Genomic DNA, 22,273 nt, shown 5'->3' with positions numbered 1-22,273 from the left:
GAGTCCCTTTTATTTAAGGAGTGATATTTTGATATACATGGATAACGCAGCAACGACGCGTCCATATGATGACGTGCTGGACACATATATGAATGTCAACAGGTCGTACTATTTCAATACGGCAAGCATCCACCAGGCAGGGCGGGAAGCGGCAAAGCTGCTGGAAGCATCGAGAAGGCAGGTTATTGATCTGATGGGTCTCGGGAATCATGACTGCGTATTCACCTCCGGCGCAACGGAGAGCAACAATATCGCAGTCCAGAGTGTACTTCGCCATAAGAAGCCCTTCGGCAGGACGATGCTCATCAGCGAACTTGAACACCCGAGTGTCATTAATGTGGCAGAAGCGATGAAAGATGAAGGGTTCAACGTCCGGTATATCCGCGCCCTGTCTGACGGAACAGTGAATATGGCGCATCTCGGGGAACTGCTCGATGATGATGTCGTATTCGTCACTGTAATGGCAGTCAACAATATTGTCGGCAGCATCCAGCCGATTGAAAAAATCTGCGAAGTCCTGAAGCAATACCCGAGGGTACACTTCCATGTCGATGCGACACAAGCTGTCGGCAAGATCAGGGTGGATTACAGCGAAGCGGACTCCGTCAGCATCAGCGCCCACAAATTTCATGGAGTGAAAGGTGTCGGCGCGCTCATGGCGAAGGAAGTGAAGACACTGTCCGCCATCACATACGGAGGCGGGCATGAAGGGAATATCAGAAGTGGCACCGTCAATCTGCCGGGGGCTGCAGCAATGGCCCGGGCGTTGAGAATAAGTGATGAGCAGCTGGACGAATCATATACACGGGTGGCTGCCTATAACAGACAGGTCAGAGAGGCATTGGACGGGTTCCATGCGGTTCAAATCCAGCCTTCCGGTGTGCCGCATATTATGAATATCTCATTCACTGGTGCAAAAGGGGAAGTTGTGGTCAATGCGCTCGGCAGCCATGATATCTTCGTCTCGACGACCAGTGCATGCGCATCAAAGCTCAGTAAGCTGAACGAAACACTGCTCGCCATGGGGAATACACAACCGGTGATAGAAGGCAGCATAAGAATTTCCTTCAGCAGCCAGACTGGAGACGCAGAAGTGAAAAGACTGATCACCGCACTGCAGGCGGTGCATAATGAAATAGGAGATGTATTGAAATGATTTATGACCATATTCTGGTGAGATACGGTGAAATCACCCTGAAGACAAGGAACAGGAAGATGTTCATCAACGCGTTGAGACAAAATATGAAGCGTGCATTGGCGGATTTTGATGTTGAACTCAATGCACATTGGGACCGCGCCTATATTACTTTGGGTGACGAGGCACCTGGCGCAGTCATGGATGCTCTGGAGAATGTGAACGGAATACTGAGCGTGTCCCCGGTGGCGAAGCTCGAACGGTCTGAAGCGGCGATGAAGGACACGGCCGTCCATTTCGCAAACGGGTTCGGTGAGGGGGATACCTTCAAGATCGAGGTCAAGCGGGCAGATAAGAGCTATCATCTGAAGACGTTCGATATCCAGCAGATGCTCGGTGGATATGTGCTGGATAATGTGCCGAAATTGGAGGTCGATGTAAAACATCCCGAGCATCAGATCATGGTGGAAGTGAGGATCGACGGCATCTACATGTATCATGAAGTGAGGCAGTGCATCGGCGGGCTGCCGATTGGAACAGGCGGCCGGGCACTGCTGATGCTCTCGGGAGGCATCGATTCTCCGGTTGCAGGACTGGAAGTGATGAAAAAGGGTGTAGAGATTGAAGCGATTCATTTCCACTCCCCGCCTTATACGAGCCCTCAGGCGACCGAAAAGGTCAAGCAGCTGGTCGACATCATGTCGAAACGGACAGGGGCGGACATCAAACTCCATATCGTACCTTTCACGGAGCTGCAGACGAAGATATATGACTGGATTCCGGACAACATGTCCATGACGACGACGCGGCGGATCATGCTCATCATCGCAGAGCGTCTGGCAAAACAGGTCGATGCGAAGGCGATCGTCAATGGTGAAAACCTAGGGCAGGTCGCTTCACAGACGCTGGCCAGCATGCACGCAATCAATGCAGTCACAAATTTCCCAGTGCTCCGGCCACTGCTGACACTGGAGAAGAATGAAATTGTAGCCATGGCACGCAACTATGGCACCTACGAGACGTCCGTACTGCCGTATGAAGACTGCTGTACCATATTCAAACCCAAATCACCGAAGACGAAGCCTGTGGTGGAGAAGGTCGAGAAGTTCGAATCCAAGGTGGATTTCGAACCGATGATCGAAAAGGCACTGGCTGGTATTGAATGCTATTCTGTGAACGATGCAGAAGAAAAAGAAGCATTCAGGTCATTGCTCTAGGCCAGATGCCGGATATCGAACTTTCCGCTCTGCTGCTGGTCATCGCGCTTGGTTTTCTGGCGGCGTTCATCGATGCCGTGGTCGGCGGGGGCGGGCTGGTTTCCATTCCTGCCCTGCTGGCAACAGGCATGAGCCCCGCCACTGCGCTTGGTACGAACAAGCTTGCCTCATCTTTCGGGTCCTTGACAAGCTCCTTGAAGTTTCTGAGGGCGCGGCATGTCGACTTCCGGATGGTGATGAAGCTTTTCCCGCTCAGCTTCCTGCTTTCCATATGCGGGGCACTTCTGGCAGTCAGGATGCCGGGGGAGATACTGAAGCCCCTCGTTTTGGTCATGCTCATTTTCGTGCTCATCTATACATTGGTGAAAAAGGACTGGGGCGGTATTGAGAAGAAGGCGGTATTCACCCGGAAAAAAGTTGTTTTTCTTATATTTTTCGTCATCATCATCGGATTTTATGACGGATTCATGGGTGGAGGGACGGGATCATTTCTGATGTTTCTGATGCTTTTTTCCGGCTTTGACTTCCTGAGGTCCGCCGGGAACGCCAAAGTGCTGAACTTCGGCAGCAACATCGGTGGACTGCTGCTCTTCATCATCATGGGTGAAGTGAATTACACATATGGCCTCGCCATGGGAGCCAGCATGATCCTCGGTTCGTATGCCGGTGCCCATATGGCGATTTCCAAAGGCGTCGGCTATGTGAAGGCGCTGTTCATCATCGTCACGTCGATACTCATCCTCGCCAACCTATATGACTTTTTCCAGTCGAACATATAAAAACTTCCTCTGATCCATCAGAGGAAGTTTCTTTGTGTCTTATGCCAGAATGTATTGTTCTTCAATTTCAGTGTCTTGATCAGCTTATCGCTCATCTTCAGCTCCACCTTTTCAGTATTGCGTACGCTCAGTGCCTCATTATCCAGGGACATGACCGGATAGTAGTCGGTGTTCTTGTCGATCAGCAGGGTCAGAGGACGCTCCCTGTTCAGGAGGAAGCTTGTACCGAGTGTGCGGTGGGTGTTGTTGTTGACACTTGCCAGTTCCGTCACCTGCATGGCACGGATCAGCGGATCGACGACTGCGCCGCCAATCGATTTGTTGTAGCCGGTCGAGCCTGTCGGAGTGGAAACAAGTATGCCGTCCCCATTGAACTGTTCGAAGAGGAAATCATTGATGTATACATCCATTTTTATTGTTCTGACGATGCTTGAACGGAGTGTGAATTCATTCAGGCAATAGCTTGGTTTGTTGTCATTCACTTTGACTTCCAGGGCAGGGTAGTTCCTGACATCGATATCATCTTTTTCAAATGCCTCTTCGAGACTTCTTATATCCTGATAGTGGAAATCCACATAGAAGTATCTGGCGTTGTCGATTGCGATGCCCAGGTAGACGCAATCCTCTCTGAAATTGCTGCGTCTGACTGCCTGTAGGAAGGCGCCGTCTCCACCGAGGGAGGCAATTATGTCCGCTTCCTTGTCGGATTCGACAGTGCTTATGCCGAGCCTATTGAACAGCTCTGAAAGCTCTTCTCTGATTTCTTGCGTTTCTTCTCCATGAGGAGCATAGAAGTAGACGGTTTTATAATTGATCAAGCAGTTCACTCCCGTTTCCTGTTAATAATAAGTATATGGTATCATAATAGCAGTATATAGCATAATCAGAAAGGGATGTTAATGTGAAAAGGATAATTGCAGTTGTCATTGCATTGGCCTTGCTTGTTTTCGGCGTCATCGCATCGATTTTCAACGCCATGTGGGCAAGCAACTGGGAAGATGTATTCGAAGAGTATGCGGGCAGTGAATTTCCACCTTCCTTTGTAGTGGAAGCAGGGGACGCGAACAGCAGGATCGCCATCCTGAACATCGAAGGGACGATCATGGATTCAGGTTCGTCGAACATGTTCAACACGGAAGCATACGATCACACGATGACGGTGGAGGCCCTGAAGGAAATCATAGGTGATGACAGCATCAAAGGCGTGCTTCTTAACGTGGATTCCCCGGGTGGTGGCGTCTACGAAAGTGCCGAGATACATAAGTATCTTGTGGAGGCAAAAGAAGCGGGCAAGACCATCTACAGTTCGATGGCAGGCATGGCGGCATCAGGCGGATACTACGTATCAGCACCCGCTGACCAGATCTATGCTTCTGACGAGACGCTTACAGGATCGATCGGCGTCATCATGCAGAGCATCAACTACAGTCAGCTTGCAGAAGATTACGGTATCGAATTCGAAACATATGCAAGTGGGGATATGAAGGAGATGCTTGGCGGCCATAAGGATCCGACTCAGGAAGAGGAGCAATATGTCCAGGGCATGGTCGACAGTATGTATCAGGACTTCGTCAATGTCGTTGCCGAAGGCAGGGACATGAGTCAGGCGGAAGTCGAGAACCTTGCAGACGGCAGGATCTACCTTGGTGAGGATGCAATGGAGAATGGTCTCGTCGACCAGATGGGATATCTTGAAGATGCACTGGCCGAGCTCAAGGAGAATGTCGGAGGCAACCCTGAAGTCATAGAATATGGACGTGGTGGAAACAATCAGATCTCCTTCAGCTATAAGGCAAAGGAATTCATCAATGGCTTCATTGGAGACACGGAAATTGCACAGATAGAGTCACTACTCAAGAACAGACAGGGCGTCCAACCGATGTACCTGTATGAACAGTAAGGAGGGGTCTGTTTGGAACAGAATGAAAGATATGGACCGGAACACGATACACTGTTCGATAAGCTGGATTACATGGCCACGGCACATTTTTTCACGAGATTCTTCAGCTATATCATCGACATCATCATACTGTGGGCGGTGTCACAGATCCTCATCTATCCCATCCTGAATGTTTTTGAAATCAGGGATGCATATTTGTGGATACCATTCTTCAGTATTGATAACATTATGACAGCACTCATATATTTCTCCTATTTTGTGCTGATGACGCACTTCTTCCAGCAGACGCTCGGCAAGATGATCACCGGCATCAGCGTAATCTCCCAGGACGGCAGAAGATTGACTTTTGCTCAAGTGATCTATCGTGAACTGGTTGGACGGTTCATCAACAACCAGCTCTTCTACCTGCCATACCTGATGGTCATTTTCACGGAGAACAGAATCGGGCTGCATGACTTCTTTGCTGACACATATGTCGTCAAGAACAACTATCAAAGTTATAAGAACATGATTAAAGCCCGCTATTTAAGGGAAACATATGATGGACAGTAACTATACCAGGAGGATGATTGGACATGGCAAACGTAACATTTAAAGGAAATCCGATGACCCTGACAGGGGAAGAATTGAAAGTCGGGGACCAGGCACCGGACTTCACGGTACTCAACACAAGTTTGGAAGAAGTCAATCTCAGTGATTATGAAGGAAAGAGGAAGCTCATCAGCGTCATTCCTTCGATTGATACAGGGGTCTGCAGCACACAGACGAAGACGTTCAACGAAAGGGCAGCCGGCGTCGATAATGTCGAAGTTCTGACGATCTCCAATGACCTGCCGTTTGCACAGAAGAGATGGACGGCGGATGAAGGATTGGAAAACGCAGTTACGCTGAGTGACCACAGAGACCTTTCCTTCGGCGAAAACTACGGGGTTGTGATGGAAGAGCTGAGGCTTCTCGCCCGCAGCGTGTTCATCCTGGACGAAAACAACAAGGTAGTGTACGTCGAGTATGTAGCTGAAGGTACAGATCACCCGGATTACGACAAAGCAATTGAAGCATTGCAATCAATGTAATATAATAGTAAAAAGATTCTGGACTGCCACCTACTGGCAGTCCATATTTTATGGCAATGAGGAGATTTTATGGAACAGACAAATATGGAAAAAACGTATCAGAAAATCATACAGGAAGCAGATCAGCTGATAGCTGAGAACCCCGATGCATCGAGACTTGAAGCGCTCGGAGAAGCCCTTTTGTATGTCGAAGGTGAAGGGTCGTTCGATGAACGGAGAAAAGCGTTCCAGTTCGCCTATCTCTATCAGGTGCAGAAGGAGCAGGTCCAGCCGAACCACCAGCTGACGCCCGACTCGATCGGCTATATGGTGGCGCACCTGGTCCAGCTCTTCAATGGAAATTCCGTGGAAATCCTTGATGCAGGAAGCGGTACGGGCCACCTCTCCATGACAGTGAAGGAACAGGTGGAAAACGCTCAATTGAATGGCATTGAAGTGGATCCTGTACTGGCGCGTCTGAATGCAAATCTATGCGAATTCCTGGAAGTTCCGATGGACATCTACCCGCAGGATATCATTGAACCTGCACGTATAAACCAGGTGGATGCAGCAATCGGTGACCTGCCAATCGGCTATTACCCACTGGAAGTGGACGGATTCACCACCGCTTTCAAAAAGGGGAGAAGCTTTGCACACCTCCTGATGCTCGAAAGTGCCATGACCTACGTCAAGGATGACGGTATCGGTGTATTCGTCGTCCCATCGGATATGCTGGAGAAGGATAATGAAACGATTAAGCAGTACCTGTCTGAAAGCGCGACACTGCTCATGTTCCTGAACCTGCCGAAGAGCATCTTCAAAACTGAAAATCAGCGGAAGTCCATCATCGTGATGAAGAAGAACTTCTCACCGCTCAAAAATAACGAAGTGCTCATCGGGGATGTTCCTGACTTCAAGAATGCATCACAATTCAAACACTTCTTGGAACAGACGGAATCATGGTATGATAGTTATGCTAGGAATTAATATATCGGGAGGAAGTTATGTCTAAGATTATTGCTATAAATGCAGGCAGTTCATCTTTTAAATTCCAATTGTTTGAAATGCCCGAAGAGAAAGAGATTGCCAAGGGTCTTGTGGAACGCATAGGGCTTGAAAATGGCATCTTCTCCATCACCATCGATGGAGAGAAGCATAAACTGGAACAGGATTTCAAAGATCACGAAGAAGCCGTGAACCTCATGCTCAAGAAACTTGTGGAATACGATGTCATCAAAGACATCAATGATATTGAAGCAAGCGGCCACAGGGTGGTCCATGGTGGCGAAACATTCGACGATTCTGTGCTGATAGATGATGAAGTGGCCCACCACATCCAGGAGCTCAGTGAACTTGCGCCCCTCCACAACCCGGCCAATCTGATGGGGATCAATGCATTCAGGGAGCTGCTTCCGGATGTTCCGCATGTGGCGGTCTTTGATACTTCATTCCACCAGACCATGCCTGAGAGTTCCTACCTGTACAGCCTGCCGTATCATTATTATAAGGATTACGGCATCAGAAAATACGGCTTCCACGGCACGAGTCATAAATATGTGACACAGCGCGCCAGTGAACTCCTCGGCAGACCACTGGAGGAGCTGAGGCTGATCAGCTGTCACCTCGGCAATGGTGCAAGCATCGCTGCAGTCAAAGGCGGAAAATCCGTGGATACTTCCATGGGCTTCACCCCCCTTGCCGGCGTGACCATGGGTACACGGTCCGGAAACATCGATCCGGCGCTGATCCCGTACATCATGGAGAAGACCGGCAAATCGGCAGTTGAAGTACTGAATGTGCTCAATAAGGAATCCGGACTCCTCGGTGTGAGTGGATTCTCAAGTGACCTCCGTGATATAGAAAGCGAGGCGCAGAAGGGTAACGAGAGGGCCATTCTGGCACTTGAAGTCTTTGGTGAAAGGATTCATAAGTATATGGGTTCATATGCGACCCGTATGGGCGGTCTGGATGCCATCATCTTCACAGCCGGTGTTGGTGAAAATTCGAACATCGTCCGCGAGAAGGTCATCGAAGGCCTCGAGTTCATGGGTGTGTACTTCGATCCATCAATGAACAATGTACGGGGGCAGGAGAAATTCATCAACCACCCGTATTCACCGGTCAAGATCATCATCATCCCGACAGACGAAGAAGTCATGATCGCAAGGGATGTCATGAGAATCGCCGGACTATAAATTTAAAGCCCTTGGAATGCTCAGCATTCCAGGGGCTTTTTCAATGGCAGTTATTTATTTTCGTTCATGAATTCTTCCGTTGCGACAACAGGTTCGAAATCATCCGGCAGTGTCTCAGTTCTGACGACCAGTACATCACAAGGTGCATGGCGGACAATGGCTTCTGATACGGAGCCGATGATGAAGCGTTCAACAGCATTGAGACCTGTGGCACCACAGGCGATCAGGTCGGCGCCTGTCTTTTTGACCGCTTTCTTCGGGATGATGGACTTTGGAGAGCCGTAGTCGATGATCTTGTCGACTTCTTCGACGCCTCTGTCCAGGGCAAGTGCTTCGTAGCCATCAAGCAGTTTTTGGGCGAAATCATTGGCACGCTGTGAAATGGTACGGTCGTAGGCTTCTACTGAAGCGAAGGAGCGCGTGTCGATGACGTTGATGATGGAAAGCTTGGAGTTGTTACGCTTTGCGATGTCGATTGCTTTGTGGAACGCCCATTCAGCTTCCCGGGATCCGTCTACTGCGATTAGAATGTTATCATACTTAAGCATTTTAAATACCCCTTTCCTTGCTGTATCGCTTTCATGTATACTATACCACATTTTGAGAAAATTATAACTTTTTACAAGGGAACTTCATGACTAATTTGTTAACTCTATGATACAATTGTCTCGTTGCGAAGTTTATAAATGAAAGGGGTTTCAAAAATGAGAATTGGTGTGCCTAAGGAAATCAAAAACAATGAGAGCAGGGTTGGCCTGACACCGGGTGGGGTGCATGCTTTTGTTGAAGCAGGCCATACTGTGCTGGTGGAGAAGGATGCAGGGGCAGACTCCTATTTTGAGGATGTGGACTACACTGATGCGGGTGCAAAGATTGTAGACACTGCCGATGAAGCGTGGGATGTCGAAATGGTGGTCAAGGTCAAGGAACCGCTGCCGGAGGAATTCGGATATTTCAAGGAGGAAATGATCCTGTTTACATATCTTCACCTGGCTCCTGAAAAAGAGCTGACACAGGCGCTTCTTGAGAAGAAGGTCACTGCCATTGCATATGAAACGATCCAGCTGCCCGATGGTTCCCTTCCATTGCTGTCACCGATGAGTGAAGTGGCGGGGCGTATGGCGACGCAGATCGGCGCAGAATACCTCCAGAAGATCAATGGGGGGAAAGGCATCCTGCTGAGTGGCGTACCTGGTGTCTCACGCGGCAAGGTGACGATCATCGGCGGCGGCATGGCTGGAACCAATGCTGCCAAGATGGCTGTTGGACTGGGAGCCGATGTAACGATACTGGACCTTAACCCTAAACGACTGAGGGAACTGGATGACCTGTTTGGCACAAGTGTGCAGACGCTCATGTCCTCTCCGTTGAACATTGCCCAGGCGGTCAAGAACAGCGATCTCGTCGTCGGAGCAGTACTTATTCCCGGGGCACGTGCACCCCGTCTCGTCACTGAAGATATGATCCGATCCATGAATGCCGGCTCTGTGGTTGTGGATATCGCCATCGACCAGGGCGGCATCTTCGAGACGACCGACAAGGTGACGACGCATGATGATCCGATCTACTTCAAGCATGACGTCGTCCACTACGCCGTAGCAAACATGCCGGGTGCCGTACCACGCACTTCCACAATCGCATTGACGAATGCAACGATGGCATATGGGCTCCAGATTGCGAATAAAGGCTATAGTGAAGCAGCTAAGAAAAATCCATCATTGCTCGGTGGGTTCAATACGCTCGGTGGCCATGTTACATACAAGGCCGTGGCGGAAGCGCAGAACCTGGAATACAAAGATGTGAACGAGCTTCTGTAGAATGTGATTGTCCAATAGAAAAGGCCTGCAGAGCGAGTGTGTGCGCTGCAGGCCTTTTTCAATATTGAATTTTATGGCTTCATGACGACTTTTATACATTCATCTTCATGGCCATCGAATATCTTGTACATCTTCTCCGCTTTTTTAAGCGGAACATTATGCGTGATGATATCCGTCGGGTCTATTTTTCCGTCCTCCACCATTCTGTAGAGTTCAGGCATGAAATGTATGACGGGCGCCTGGCCACTTTTTACTGTAACGTTTCTTGAGAAAATCTTTGGCAGCGGATAGCCTGTTGCCGGGGCACCATAGACGCCAGTCAACTGGATGGTTCCAAATTTTTTGACCGAGTCTGCAGCGGTGATGATCGGATCGATTGTTCCAATCTGTCCGCCGAGTGTCTTGATGCGGTCCTTCGCCGTGATCTCGCCGTCCATTCCAACGCAGTCGATGACGACTTCGGCACCACCTTTGGTGGATTCATGAAGATTCTTGCCAACGTCGTCGTATTCTTTGTAGTTGAACGTTTCAACATTGTTTGTGTGTTTGGCATGGTTCAACCTGATAGGGTCATGGTCGACGGCGATGACACGTTTGGCGCCTTTCATCCAGGCGAATTTCTGTGCCATCAGGCCAATGGGACCGGAGCCGAGGATGATCACTGTATCTCCATTTTTGACACCGCTATTGATTACGCTCCAGTATGCTGTAGGCATGACATCGGATAGGAACAATACGCTTTCATCTTCGAGTTCGCTATCTTCCGGTACAACGAATGAAGTGAAGTCAGCATAAGGTACCCTTAAGTATTCTGCCTGTCCGCCCGGATAGTTCCCGAACTGTTCAGAGAAACCGAAGTAGGCACCAGTGTCATTGTGTGGGTTTGAAACATCACATTGACTTTCCATCTGATTCTGACAGAAGTGGCATTCCCCGCAACTGATGTTGAATGGGATTACTACGCGGTCGCCCTTTTTGATCTTCTGGACGCCTGGTCCGACTTCTTCGACGATGCCCATCGGTTCATGTCCGATAATGTAGTCATCTGATATGGGCATACTCTTCCTATAAAGGTGCAGGTCCGAACCGCAGATGGCTGTGGATGTTACTTTGATGATCATGTCCGTTCCTTCCTGTATTTCGGGCGCTTTCATCTTCTTAACCTTGACTTTGCTTTTTCCTTGTACAGTTACAGCTTGCAATATTGACACATCCTTTGCATGAGTGTTGCATACTTTATTCCCCTATAAAGGGATTATAAACATCACTCTGCAACACAGACGACCTCGAAAGGGATGTTGCGTGTCAATGCCTTCTTCTGTTCTTCGTCTTTGACGACCGGTATGAGGACGATGCGCTTTTTTGCATGGATCTTCAGTTTTGCGAGGGGCTGCAGTGCATTGAAGTCGTCCGGATCCATATCCCTTACGTCATACATCACACCTGATACATCGTGTGAAACAAGTTCATCGAGCAGCCGGCTCTGGAGGAATGGAGGTACCTTGCTGAAGCTCGGACCGGCGATGAAATGGCGGTTGCCGATGATATTTGAGAGTTCACTGACAAACGTCAGATTGATGTGATGATGGCGGTCCTCAAAAATCTGATCGGTGATGAAGCCATCGGCATCCTCTAGCATGCGTACGGTCTCCACGATGATGTTCTTCTGCAGGAAGGGATCCGATTCCTCCCAGTGGTTGATGGAAACGAAGTGTTCGCTGCCTGGATACAGCGCCTTCTTCATGCCCGTGAGGGCCAAATTTGGTGTGCTGAAATCCGGTTTTGCCAATATTTCAGATGTATAATCTTTGGAAAGTTCATGATTCAGATGAATCGTTTTCATATATTTCACCTCATAAAAATTGTATCATAATAATGAATGAATCGAAGGTCTTCGGGTAAAGTAATAACATGCAACAATCATTCAGGAAGGAAGGATTTCATGAAATTAAGCTATCACGGCCATTCAATCATCCAACTCGAAAACAATGATTCAAAAGTCATCGTGGATCCGTTCATCAATGGCAATGAACTGACGGATTTGAACGCAGATGATGTAAAAGTGGACTATATACTCCTGACCCATGGCCATAACGACCATGTGGGGGATACAGTCACGATTGCGAAAAACAATGATGCTACGGTTGTCGCTCCCGTGGAGCTGGCCGGCTATCTTGAAGGCCAGGGGCTCGAGACAATCGGAATGAACATCGGCGGTAGGAAGTCGTTCGAATTCGGTTCGATAAAATTTGTACATGCCTTCCACAGTTCCAGCTTCACCGATGATGAAGGCAATGTACATTATACGGGGATGCCGACGGGCATCATCATCGAAGCGGGAGAGAAGAAAGTCTACCATGCCGGTGATACAGGGATTTTCGGTGACATGAAGCTCATTTCCGACCTCAATGGACCGTTCGATGTGGCATTTGTACCAATCGGCGACCACTTTACAATGGGCATCGAAGATGCGGCCCATGCAACAGACGAACTGATCCGTCCAAAAGTTGCCGTGCCGGTGCACTATGACACTTTCCCTCCGATCAAACAGGATGCGGAAGCATTCAAAAGCAGGGCAAAGACACAGGTCCAGGTATTGAAACCGGGCGAAACGGTGGATTTTCAATAGGGATTCTGAATATAATGACAGGTGGGGGACACCAGGAGTGGTGTTCCTCATTTTTATAAAATGGATGCCAGGTGATTAGATGTCAAAACATGATGAAATTCTTGAATATATATACAGCCTCCCGGAAGGCGCTAAAATTTCGGTCAGGCAGATCTCTGCCCATCTCGGTGTTTCGGATGGGACGAGCTACAGGGCGATAAAGGATGCTGAAAAGGAAGGTCTGGTCAAAACAATCGAAAGGGTCGGCACGATCAGAGTCGCCCCCAAAGCGCAATACATAGAAGGAAACCTGAGTTTCGAGCAGGTGAACCGGGTGATCGAAGGCAAGGTACTGGCCGGTGCGGAAGGACTGGACCGTGAAATCAGTAAATTCATCATCGGTGCGATGCGTACGGACGCACTGGAAACCTACCTGGAAGAAGGGGCGCTCCTGATCGTCGGGAACCGGGAGGATGCCCAGTGGCGTGCGCTCGAAAACTACTCTGGAATACTGATTACAGGTGGTTTCGGTGCGGATGCTGCAATCCTCAGAAAAGCCGAAGCACTGGCGCTCCCGGTCATATCGACCACAGCGGATACATTCTCCGTTGCATCGATCATCCAAAGGGAACTCTACAGCATGCTCCTGATGACGAATGTGATTACCGCGAGCGATCTTGTCATCAGGCAGGACGAGTATGTCTATGATATCAAGAGGGATGCCGGGAAGGAGTATTTCCCGGCGGATAAGATTACAGTGCTTACGGCAGAGGGAAAATACAAAGGTGTGATAAAGTCCTCCGAACTTCCAGAGCTGATTGAAAGAGGGGTGGATGCGACCCCTTCCGACATAGTTGCGACCACTTCCAGTACACTGCAGCGTCTAAGGCAGCTGATGAGCTGGCATCAGCTGAATATCGTCCCGGTCGTAGAAGAGGATGGCACGCTGGTAGGCATTGTGCACCGCCGGGATGTATTCAAGCAGAGGGAGTCAAGCAAGCTTGGCAGCGCCCTCTCCTCGGACACGCTGATGGACCGGGAGATGAGGATTGAGGAGAACAGTATCCATATCAAAGTCATGCCGTTCATGACAGATGAATATGGCAGTATCGCGCAGTCCGAATTCATGCGGCTCATCGAACGTCTCGCAGAAGTGGTGCTCAATAACAACGGCATCCACAGTTATCATATCGACACGCTCAATGTGATGAACATCAAGCTGGTCCAGATGAACCAGGAACTGGCCATCGAAGGGCACATACTGGACCTGGGAGACCAGTTCCTGAGGCTTGAGATAGAGGCGCTGTCGAATGGGGAAATGTATTCGAAGGCGATGCTGCTCATCCAATATTACAAAGAAAAATAGACAAGTGGAATCCACTTGTCTATTTTCCGGACTTGCGATTGAAGTCTGCCCATGCCTTGTCTTCAATTGGCAGATTGCCTTTGAAGTATTTCCTTGCAGCATTGAAATGCCATATATTATATGCACCGACAGCAATGAACAGTACGCCAATAATATATGAAACGGCTGTAGGAAACTGGAACATCGTGTTAAGACCGAATGACAGGATCAATACACCAAGCCAGATTCTTGATATGCTGTTGTAGTATGCCTTTCTGACATCACGGTCGCTCCTTACCATCCTCACTTTATAGAGGATGAACATGAAAAAGCTGAGTAGGAGCACGGTGACGAGAAAGGAGACAGCAATCTGATATAACATTTCCATCGGATACAACTCCATTCCATATTGTAGTATAATTTATTATACTGACCAAGTAAATCCAAATAGAGGGAGATTTTTAATTGTTCACAGAATATATAAATGGATTTCCAACATTAAAAAGCAATCATAAGACACTTCTCAACATGATCAACGAGTACGATGAAATCATCATATTGAGGCATGTGAGACCCGATCCCGATGCCATCGGAGCCCAATTGGGACTGAAGGCGATATTGAAATCGATCTTTCCGAACAAGAAAGTGACGGCGCTCGGGGAAACGGAGCCTTCACTGGCATTCCTCGGGGAAATGGATACCGCAACCTCAGTCGAAAAGCCGCTCCTCATCGTAGTGGATACTGCAGGCGTGGACCGGATTGACGGAGATCTGTCCCTCGGGGACAAAGTCGTCAAAATAGACCACCACCCGAATCACGATCCTTTTGGTGACCTCAATATTGTGGAACCTGGCGTATCATCGACTTCGGAGCTGATATTCCTGCTGTCCTTTGTATGGGGCTTCGACAATGACTACATCAATGATGTTTCAGCCAGGCTGCTGTTTGCAGGGATCGTCGGGGACACCGGCAGGTTCCTGTTCGACAACACGAGCAGCATGACGCATAAAGTGGCATCTGAACTGAAGAAGTTCAATTTTGACGCCACAAAAGACATGAGCGATATGAACAGGCAGTCCATCAGGCAGTTCAAATTCAAAGGGTATCTCATCGACAATTTCGAGATGACGGAGAAGGGCGTACTTTCTGTATGGGTGCCGAAGTCCATACTCGAGGAATATGATATCAACAGCAACGAGGCGAGCATGCATGTCAACCTCTACAGGGAGATAGAGGAAGCTGCCATATGGTTCATGGCGGTCGAAGAGGAGGACGAGATCCGTGTCAGGCTGCGTTCCAGGAAAACCGTCATCAATGATGTGGCAGAAAGATTCGGCGGCGGTGGCCATCCTCTGGCAAGCGGAGTGAGCGTCGCCTCCCGTGAGGAACTGGATGCATTGATTAAAGCGTTGGACAGCAAACTTTAAAAGGGGGGCAGCCCTATGATCAATTTGAATGTGCACAGCTGTTATGAATTTCTGAATAGCAATATCAGAATTGATCAGCTGCTTAAAAAGGTGTCTTCGGACGGACAGGAAGCTGTCGCATTGACCGATTTCAACCGCCTCCATGGCGTCTACCATTTTGTCAGACGGGCGGAGCATTTCGGTGTGAAGCCACTGATCGGCATGGAAATATCGATCGACAACCAGCTGAACGGCATTCCGGTGGTCCTGATTGCAAAGAACACATCGGGATACCGGGAGCTGATCCGTCTTTCAGCCATGCTCTCCTATAAGGATCTCCACTATACACCGCAGAACTTCCTGGCCAAAAACATCCATGACTGCCTTGTGATCGCCAAAGATGCATCCGGCATCGGTGTGCTGGAGGCGATGGCCGTTGATGAAACGGACAAATACACAAGTCATGATGTGCAGGACTCACCGTACCAGAGCGTATTCATGAAGCAGGCCAACTACATATCCCCGGAGGATCTGTCTGCAAAAGAAGTGCTGAACGCCATCCGCGACAATGGGAGGATCGATCCGGCAGAAATCCGGAATGTACGGGGGGAGGATTTCGTAAGGGCGTCCGAAGATCTGGACGAGGCGGAAAGGCGCCACCTGGAAAACAACATGGCACTGGTCGGAAAGTGTGATGTCACATTGCCCAGGGCGGAGCGGACATTGCCGCATTATCCGCATGCGGACAATCATGATTCGAAAGCCTTCCTATGGAATATGCTGAAGGAACAGCTCGAAGTCAAGACCGATGGCAGTAATGCATACTTGGAAAGGCTTGAATATGAATACGAAATCATCGTGGAGATGGGCTATGAAGACTACTTCCTCATTGTGCAGGACGCAGTAAACCATGCGAAGCAGCAGGGGATATATGTCGGTCCGGGCAGAGGGTCTTCGAGTGCAAGCCTCGTCTCCTTTCTGCTGAACATCACTGAAATAGATCCGCTGAAATACAATCTGCTGTTCGAGCGTTTCCTGAACCCCGAGCGTGTCACGATGCCGGATATCGACATAGACTTCGAAGATACGAGAAGAGACGAAGTGGTCGAATATCTTATTGAAAAATATGGAGAGATGAATGTCGCCCATATCGTCACCTATGGAACGTTGAGTGCCAAGATGGCGGCACGTGATGTGGGGCGGGTGTTGGGATTCAGTGAAGATGAATTGAAAATGATTTCCAGCATCATTCCGGATGCTCCGGGTACGAAACTGGAAGAGGCGTTTGCCACGGAAGCGTTCCAGTCGCTTGTACAGGCAGACCAGAAGTACAGTGTCTATGCCACCCTGTGCCAGAAAATCGAAGGGCTGCCACGTCATACTTCCACACATGCAGCAGGTGTGCTGCTCAGTGAGGAAAGGCTGACGGACAATGTGCCGGTCATCTTCAGTGAGGGGCACACCCTGAGCCAGTGGCCGATGAATGAAGTGGAGGGCTCAGGGCTGCTCAAGATCGATATTCTCGGCCTGAGGAACCTGTCACTGCTCAAACATATGGTGAACCAGATAAAAAGGTGGGATGATGCATTCAATCTGGGCGATATCCCGGATGATTCCGATGTATACCGGCTGCTCGGCCGCGGGATGACGCTGGGCGTGTTCCAGCTGGAATCGGACGGCATCCGGAAAGTCATCCGGGAAATGAAGCCCGAGCAGTTTCTGGATATCGTAGCTGTCAATGCCCTCTACCGACCAGGTCCGATGAAGGAAATTCCCAATTTCATCGCCGGCAAAAGAAATCCTTCCTCTGTCAAATACCCCCATTCCGATATAAAGGATATCCTCAAGGAAACCTACGGTGTCATCGTCTATCAGGAACAGATCATGCAGATCGCATCCAGAATTGCGGGATATTCCTATGCGGAAGCGGATATTCTGAGACGTGCAATGAGCAAGAAGGACAGGGAAACACTGGAGCGGGAGCGTGGTCATTTTGAGAAGGGAGCGGTAGAGCGCGGATACAGCAGTAACGTGGGACACCATATCTTCAATCTGATCCTCGAATTTGCAGATTACGGCTTCCCAAAGAGCCATGCCGTCGCCTACAGCAGAATCTCCTATATGCTCTCCTACATCAAGACGAAGTTTCCAGAAATCTTCTACTCGGTCATCCTGTCCCACCATTTCGGCAATGATGCGAAAGTCAAACAGGTCATCAATGAGGTGAAGCAGAGGCATATCAGAATGCATCCACCGGATATCAACCGCTCGGTATGGAGCAATAGAAGCGTGGATGGCATCCAACTCGGCTTTTCAATGATCCGGGGTGTGACATACCGGATGAGTGAAGCGATGATCGAGGCGCGTAAAGACGGGCCGTTCGAGGACATCTATGACCTCAAGACGCGTGTGAAGGATGTGGTGCTCAACAGGAAGGTGCTGACGCAGCTCATTCTCTCTGGTGCTCTGGACGGGTTTGAAGAGAACAGGAAGACATTGCTCCAGTCACTGCCCATGCTCGATGAACTGAATTCGGAAGAGTACGCCCACGACTCATTTTTAAGTACATTGGGCTTCAATATAAAGAAGGAATACCATTATGCGGATGAAATGGATGAAATTGAAAAGATAGAAGGGGAGAAGGAAGTCTTCGGCTTCCACCTGTCGGATCATCCCATCATTTCATTGCAGAAATCCCTGCAGTATATCCCTTTTTCCCTGCTTCACCAGAAGAGGCAGGGAACTTACCTCGTCTTTTTTGAGAATATCAAGACGATACGTACAAAAAAGGGGCAGAATATGGCCTTCGTCAGAATATCCGATGGATATCAGGAGATGGAAGGCGTCATCTTCCCGAAAGTCTATTTCAATGTACATCCTAAACTGTCCCGCAAAATCGTTGCAGTGACCGGAAGGATGGAAACGAGGAAGTCGCAGTCGCAGCTGATCATAGATGCAGTGGAGGATGTGGAGGCGTTCCGGGAGGGCTGCATCCGTTCGGCGAAACGTGTCGTCATCCGCAATTCGCAAGATTATGACCTCTCCGGACTCCTCGATGAAGCAGGCATACCCGTCCATGATTTTGACAGGAAGGAAAAGCTTGGTAATATTGAAACATCGAATATCCATAAGCTGCTGCAGCACATCAGCCTGACCGATATCCGCCTGCTTGGGTGAATCTGTTGTCATGGAAATTGGATAATGTTAATATAATTGGTGGTATGACCACTTAAGAAAGGAAGATCATATTGTCCCTAAGAGATGATGCACTAGAGATGCACAGAGAAAAGCAAGGAAAACTTTCCGTAAACTCCAAAGTGGAAATAAAAGACAAGGAGGCGCTGAGCCTCGCCTATTCCCCGGGGGTCGCAGAGCCCTGCAAAGAAATCTATGAAGATGAACGCACTGTTTTCGACTATACAATAAAGAGCAATACTGTCGGAGTCATCACCGATGGCTCCGCTGTACTCGGCCTGGGCAATATTGGTGCGATGGCGAGTCTGCCTGTAATGGAAGGCAAAAGCGCCCTGTTCAAAAACTTTGCCGGAGTAGACTCCTTCCCGCTTGCGCTGGATACGAATGATGTGGACGAAATAGTGAGGACTGTAAAGCTGCTCACACCTGTCTTCGGCGGCATCAACCTGGAGGACATATCCGCACCGAGGTGTTTCGAGATTGAAGAACGTCTTGGCCGTGAGACGGACATACCTGTCTTCCACGATGACCAGCATGGTACGGCAATCGTCACTCTAAGTGGTCTGATGAATGCTCTGAAACTGACCGGCAAATCCCTCAACCAGATCAAGGTGGTTCTGAATGGTGCCGGTGCTGCCGGTGTGGCAATCGTGAAACTGCTGCACAGCTTCGGTGTCAAAGAGATGATCATGTGCGACTCCAGAGGAGCCATCTATGAAGGCAGGCCCAATGGAATGAACGCTGTGAAAACTGAGGTAAGCCGCTTCACCAACCATGCCCACAAGGAAGGGGAGCTTGGTGATGTCATCGAAGATGCGGATGTATTCATCGGTGTATCCGTTGCAGGTGCACTGACAGCGGAGATGGTGGAAAGCATGGCTGATGATCCGATCATATTCGCCATGGCGAACCCCAATCCTGAAATCATGCCGGAAGATGCGAAAGCTGCTGGCGCACTCGTAGTCGGTACGGGACGCAGTGACTTTCCGAACCAGATCAACAATGTGCTGGCCTTCCCCGGCATCTTCAGAGGGGCGCTCGATGTCAGGGCGACGCATATCAATGATGAGATGAAGAAGGCTGCTGTCCTTGCGATTGCCGACCTGATCGATGAGAGCGATCTGAACAGCAACTATGTCATCCCCGAACCGTTCAATAAAGAGGTGGCACCCAATGTAGCGAGGGCGGTGGCGAAAGCTGCGATGCAGACGGGAGTCAGCCGCATCAAGGTGGACCCGGATGAAGTCTATGAGAAAGCGCGCAGGTTGACGCTATAGTGTCTGATGAAATGACGGAAAAAAAAGGTCTGGAAAATATTGTTGAAGAAATTCACAATCTCATCGAGTCTGAAAACATCCAGGTCGGCGAAAAATTGCCGAGTGAGAGGTATCTCAAAGAAAAGCTGAATGTAAGCAGGCAGAGTGTAAGAGAAGCATTGAGAGCACTCGAACTGCTCGGCATCATCTATGTCCGCCGTGGAGAAGGGACCTTTTTGGCCGATATCGACAGCCATCAGCTTTTCCAGCTCATCGGCAGATATCTGATCAGGACAGAAAGGCAACAGAATGAAATAGTTGAAATAAAACAGATGATCGAGGCATATGTGAAATCAAAGCATCATGATGACGAGGCGACTGTCCATGATGATGACAATCAGATCATGAAGAAGATATATGTCCTGCTCGACAAATATTCAAAAGCTTTCAAATCGTAAAGAAGCAAGGGGTTTATTATGCTAAAAGACTTGTTCTCCAAACTGAATAAAAAAGTCAATGAAACCAACCGCAACGACGGCACTTTTGAAAACAGCGAGTCAATTATGACCAAGTGCCCGAATTGCAAGAAGATACTGTATTCCAAGGAACTCTATAAAAGATTGAATGTCTGCACAAACTGCGAGCACCATCTGCCAATAACTGCTCCGGACCGGATGGAGGCCCTCATGGATGAAGGAACGGTCAAACCGATCCTGGAAAATATCATATCCGCCAATCCCCTGAACTTCCCGAACTATGAAGCGAAGCTGAACAAGGATAGGGAGAAGACGGGATTGAATGAGGCAGTCATCTGTGCAGAAGGCACCATCGAGGGTACACCCTCTGTGGTGGCAATCATGGACTCGCGCTTCAGAATGGGCAGCATGGGCTCTGCCGTTGGCGAAAAGCTGGCCAGAACCTTCGAATATGCAACCGAACGCCGTTTGCCCGTCATCGTCTTTACAGCAAGCGGCGGGGCACGCATGCAGGAGGGCATCATCTCACTGATGCAGATGGCTAAAGTGAGCGTGGCCATTGAGCGTCATAATCAGGCCGGGCTCCTCTATATCGCCTATATGACAAATCCGACGACCGGTGGGGTGTCTGCAAGTTTCGCTTCCGTCGGGGATATCAACCTTGCTGAACGGGGTGCGCTCATCGGCTTTGCCGGCAGACGTGTGATAGAAGAGACCATCAAGGAAAAACTGCCGGACGATTTTCAGACAGCCGAATTCCTGCTGAAGCATGGACAGCTGGATGAGGTCGTCAACCGGAGGGATATGAAAAACTATCTCGGAAGAATACTGAAACTGCATAGTGGGGTGTGACCATGGCGTTTGAATTTGAAAAGCCGATTTATGAGCTGGAAGACAAAATTGGAGAACTTGAGAAATATGCTGCAAAGAACAAGCTCGATCTGACGAAGGAAATCAGTTTTCTGGAGAAGAAGGTCAACGATAAGAAAGACGAGGTCTACAGCAGCCTGACACCATGGCAGCGTGTGGAAATTGCCAGGTATGCCAAACGCCCGACGACATTGGAATACATTGAAGAAATGTTCGATGATTTCATCGAATTCTTCGGGGACCGTGTCCATAGTGATGATGCTGCCATCGTAGGTGGGATCGCCTCATATAAGGGCAGTCCTGTAACAGTCATCGGCCATCAGCGGGGCCGCGATACGAAGGGCAATATCCACAGGAACTTCGGAATGGCGCATCCGGATGGCTACCGCAAGGCACTGCGATTGATGAAACAGGCGGATAAATTCAACCGTCCGGTCATATGCTTCATCGATACGAAGGGAGCATATCCGGGGAAAGCGGCAGAAGAGCGTGGCCAGAGCGAGTCCATTGCCAGGAATCTTGTAGAGATGGCCGGCCTCAAAGTGCCTGTGATCAGCATCGTCATTGGAGAAGGCGGCTCTGGAGGGGCTTTGGCCCTCGGTGTATGCAACCGTCTCCTGATGCTCGAGAATGCGACATATTCCGTCATTTCTCCGGAAGGTGCAGCAAGCATACTGTTCAAGGATGCCTCCCTCAAGGAGATAGCGGCGGAGTCCCTGAAGATTACAGCAGCGGATCTGAAGTCGTTCGGCATTGCAGATGAAGTCATCATGGAGCCCAAGGGAGGCGCCCATAATGACAGGGAAGCAGTCATCTCCTCCCTTGATGGAGCGATCCAGAGGCACCTGGATGAACTCCGGTCCATGGATGGCCAGGCATTGATGGATGACCGTTACGACAAATACATGAATATTGGCGTGTTTACCGAACAGTCCTGATTCCGACTGTTCTTTTTTGGCTTTAAAACGGTTTCAACCATTCAAATTATGGCTAAGGATAAGCAGTTGTGCTATTTTAAAGA

General features: G+C 49.3%; 22 protein-coding genes. 17 read left to right on the top strand and 5 right to left on the bottom strand.

Translation table 11 applies throughout. The features are described from left to right. Positions 1-37: 37 nt before the first annotated feature. The 3 genes from RQP18_RS07895 to RQP18_RS07885 are packed head-to-tail and all read left to right on the top strand — an operon-like array spanning position 38 to position 3,131. Positions 38-1,156, top strand: coding sequence for a cysteine desulfurase family protein (locus RQP18_RS07895; protein WP_342389392.1), 1,119 nt, complete (start codon positions 38-40; stop codon positions 1,154-1,156). Then, positions 1,153-2,352 carry a tRNA uracil 4-sulfurtransferase ThiI gene (gene thiI, locus RQP18_RS07890; RefSeq protein WP_342387188.1) on the top strand — a complete coding sequence of 400 codons (1,200 nt, stop codon included), beginning with the start codon at positions 1,153-1,155 and terminating at the stop codon, positions 2,350-2,352. The genes RQP18_RS07895 and thiI overlap by 4 nt, the downstream gene beginning before the upstream one ends. Positions 2,353-2,357: 5 nt before the next feature. Next, positions 2,358-3,131: a TSUP family transporter gene (locus RQP18_RS07885; protein WP_342389391.1), complete on the top strand. Its 774-nt coding sequence runs from the start codon at positions 2,358-2,360 to the stop codon at positions 3,129-3,131. Positions 3,132-3,148: 17 nt separating this feature from the next. Here RQP18_RS07885 and RQP18_RS07880 read toward each other — a convergent pair whose 3' ends face one another. Further along, positions 3,149-3,949, bottom strand: coding sequence for an NAD kinase (locus tag RQP18_RS07880; protein WP_373446001.1), 801 nt, complete (start codon positions 3,947-3,949; stop codon positions 3,149-3,151). A gap of 83 nt (positions 3,950-4,032) precedes the next feature. Here RQP18_RS07880 and sppA point away from each other — a divergent pair, with 83 nt between their 5' ends. From sppA to RQP18_RS07855, 5 genes are all read left to right on the top strand, one after another. After that, positions 4,033-5,031 (top strand): signal peptide peptidase SppA, encoded by a 999-nt coding sequence (gene sppA, locus RQP18_RS07875; RefSeq protein WP_342387186.1) that lies wholly within the window; start codon positions 4,033-4,035, stop codon positions 5,029-5,031. Between the two features lie 12 nt (positions 5,032-5,043). Then, the gene (locus RQP18_RS07870) at positions 5,044-5,583 is read left to right on the top strand and encodes an RDD family protein (protein WP_342387185.1); all 540 of its coding nucleotides are present in this window, start codon (positions 5,044-5,046) and stop codon (positions 5,581-5,583) included. A 23-nt stretch (positions 5,584-5,606) separates the two neighbouring features. Next, positions 5,607-6,104, top strand: a complete 498-nt coding sequence (tpx, locus tag RQP18_RS07865) for a thiol peroxidase (protein WP_342387184.1) — start codon at positions 5,607-5,609, stop codon at positions 6,102-6,104. A 69-nt stretch (positions 6,105-6,173) separates the two neighbouring features. Next, complete coding sequence (locus tag RQP18_RS07860; protein WP_342387183.1) at positions 6,174-7,070, top strand: class I SAM-dependent methyltransferase; 897 nt, start codon at positions 6,174-6,176, stop codon at positions 7,068-7,070. 17 nt (positions 7,071-7,087) lie between these two features. Beyond that, positions 7,088-8,278, top strand: coding sequence for an acetate kinase (locus RQP18_RS07855; RefSeq protein ID WP_342387182.1), 1,191 nt, complete (start codon positions 7,088-7,090; stop codon positions 8,276-8,278). A gap of 50 nt (positions 8,279-8,328) precedes the next feature. Here RQP18_RS07855 and RQP18_RS07850 read toward each other — a convergent pair whose 3' ends face one another. Beyond that, on the bottom strand, positions 8,329-8,826 hold the full coding sequence (locus RQP18_RS07850) for a universal stress protein (protein WP_031544499.1): 498 nt from the start codon (positions 8,824-8,826) through the stop codon (positions 8,329-8,331). 156 nt (positions 8,827-8,982) lie between these two features. Between RQP18_RS07850 and ald the strand changes: the two genes are divergently transcribed. Further along, complete coding sequence (ald, locus tag RQP18_RS07845; protein ID WP_342387181.1) at positions 8,983-10,095, top strand: alanine dehydrogenase; 1,113 nt, start codon at positions 8,983-8,985, stop codon at positions 10,093-10,095. Positions 10,096-10,166: 71 nt separating this feature from the next. Here ald and RQP18_RS07840 read toward each other — a convergent pair whose 3' ends face one another. Together RQP18_RS07840 and RQP18_RS07835 are read right to left on the bottom strand one after the other, a co-directional pair. Next, complete coding sequence (locus RQP18_RS07840; protein WP_342387180.1) at positions 10,167-11,297, bottom strand: alcohol dehydrogenase catalytic domain-containing protein; 1,131 nt, start codon at positions 11,295-11,297, stop codon at positions 10,167-10,169. Positions 11,298-11,359: 62 nt separating this feature from the next. Beyond that, a complete protein-coding gene (locus RQP18_RS07835) occupies positions 11,360-11,938 on the bottom strand; it encodes a hypothetical protein (protein ID WP_342387179.1) in 579 nt (192 codons plus the stop codon). A gap of 99 nt (positions 11,939-12,037) precedes the next feature. Here RQP18_RS07835 and RQP18_RS07830 point away from each other — a divergent pair, with 99 nt between their 5' ends. Both RQP18_RS07830 and RQP18_RS07825 read left to right on the top strand, forming a co-directional pair. Next, on the top strand, positions 12,038-12,724 hold the full coding sequence (locus RQP18_RS07830) for a metal-dependent hydrolase (RefSeq protein ID WP_342387178.1): 687 nt from the start codon (positions 12,038-12,040) through the stop codon (positions 12,722-12,724). Between the two features lie 79 nt (positions 12,725-12,803). Next, the gene (locus RQP18_RS07825; RefSeq protein ID WP_342387177.1) at positions 12,804-14,069 is read left to right on the top strand and encodes a DRTGG domain-containing protein; all 1,266 of its coding nucleotides are present in this window, start codon (positions 12,804-12,806) and stop codon (positions 14,067-14,069) included. Positions 14,070-14,088: 19 nt separating this feature from the next. Here RQP18_RS07825 and RQP18_RS07820 read toward each other — a convergent pair whose 3' ends face one another. Continuing rightward, a complete protein-coding gene (locus RQP18_RS07820; protein WP_342387176.1) occupies positions 14,089-14,436 on the bottom strand; it encodes a YtpI family protein in 348 nt (115 codons plus the stop codon). Between the two features lie 77 nt (positions 14,437-14,513). Between RQP18_RS07820 and RQP18_RS07815 the strand changes: the two genes are divergently transcribed. From RQP18_RS07815 to RQP18_RS07790, 6 genes are all read left to right on the top strand, one after another. After that, the gene (locus RQP18_RS07815; protein WP_342387175.1) at positions 14,514-15,476 is read left to right on the top strand and encodes a DHH family phosphoesterase; all 963 of its coding nucleotides are present in this window, start codon (positions 14,514-14,516) and stop codon (positions 15,474-15,476) included. Between the two features lie 15 nt (positions 15,477-15,491). Continuing rightward, complete coding sequence (locus tag RQP18_RS07810; protein ID WP_342387174.1) at positions 15,492-18,632, top strand: DNA polymerase III subunit alpha; 3,141 nt, start codon at positions 15,492-15,494, stop codon at positions 18,630-18,632. A gap of 71 nt (positions 18,633-18,703) precedes the next feature. Then, on the top strand, positions 18,704-19,927 hold the full coding sequence (locus RQP18_RS07805) for an NAD(P)-dependent malic enzyme (protein ID WP_342387173.1): 1,224 nt from the start codon (positions 18,704-18,706) through the stop codon (positions 19,925-19,927). An 11-nt stretch (positions 19,928-19,938) separates the two neighbouring features. Then, entirely contained in the window at positions 19,939-20,364 is a 426-nt protein-coding gene (locus tag RQP18_RS07800) for a FadR/GntR family transcriptional regulator (protein WP_342387172.1), read from the top strand. A gap of 18 nt (positions 20,365-20,382) precedes the next feature. Next, entirely contained in the window at positions 20,383-21,234 is an 852-nt protein-coding gene (gene accD / locus RQP18_RS07795; protein ID WP_342387171.1) for an acetyl-CoA carboxylase, carboxyltransferase subunit beta, read from the top strand. A gap of 2 nt (positions 21,235-21,236) precedes the next feature. Next, the gene (locus RQP18_RS07790) at positions 21,237-22,190 is read left to right on the top strand and encodes an acetyl-CoA carboxylase carboxyltransferase subunit alpha (RefSeq protein ID WP_342387170.1); all 954 of its coding nucleotides are present in this window, start codon (positions 21,237-21,239) and stop codon (positions 22,188-22,190) included. The last annotated feature ends 83 nt before the right edge of the window (positions 22,191-22,273 follow it).

This window comes from Salinicoccus sp. Bachu38, assembly GCF_038561955.2.
In the GTDB taxonomy this organism is placed as follows: domain Bacteria; phylum Bacillota; class Bacilli; order Staphylococcales; family Salinicoccaceae; genus Salinicoccus; species Salinicoccus bachuensis.
This window is presented reverse-complemented; position numbering and strand designations above follow the sequence as displayed.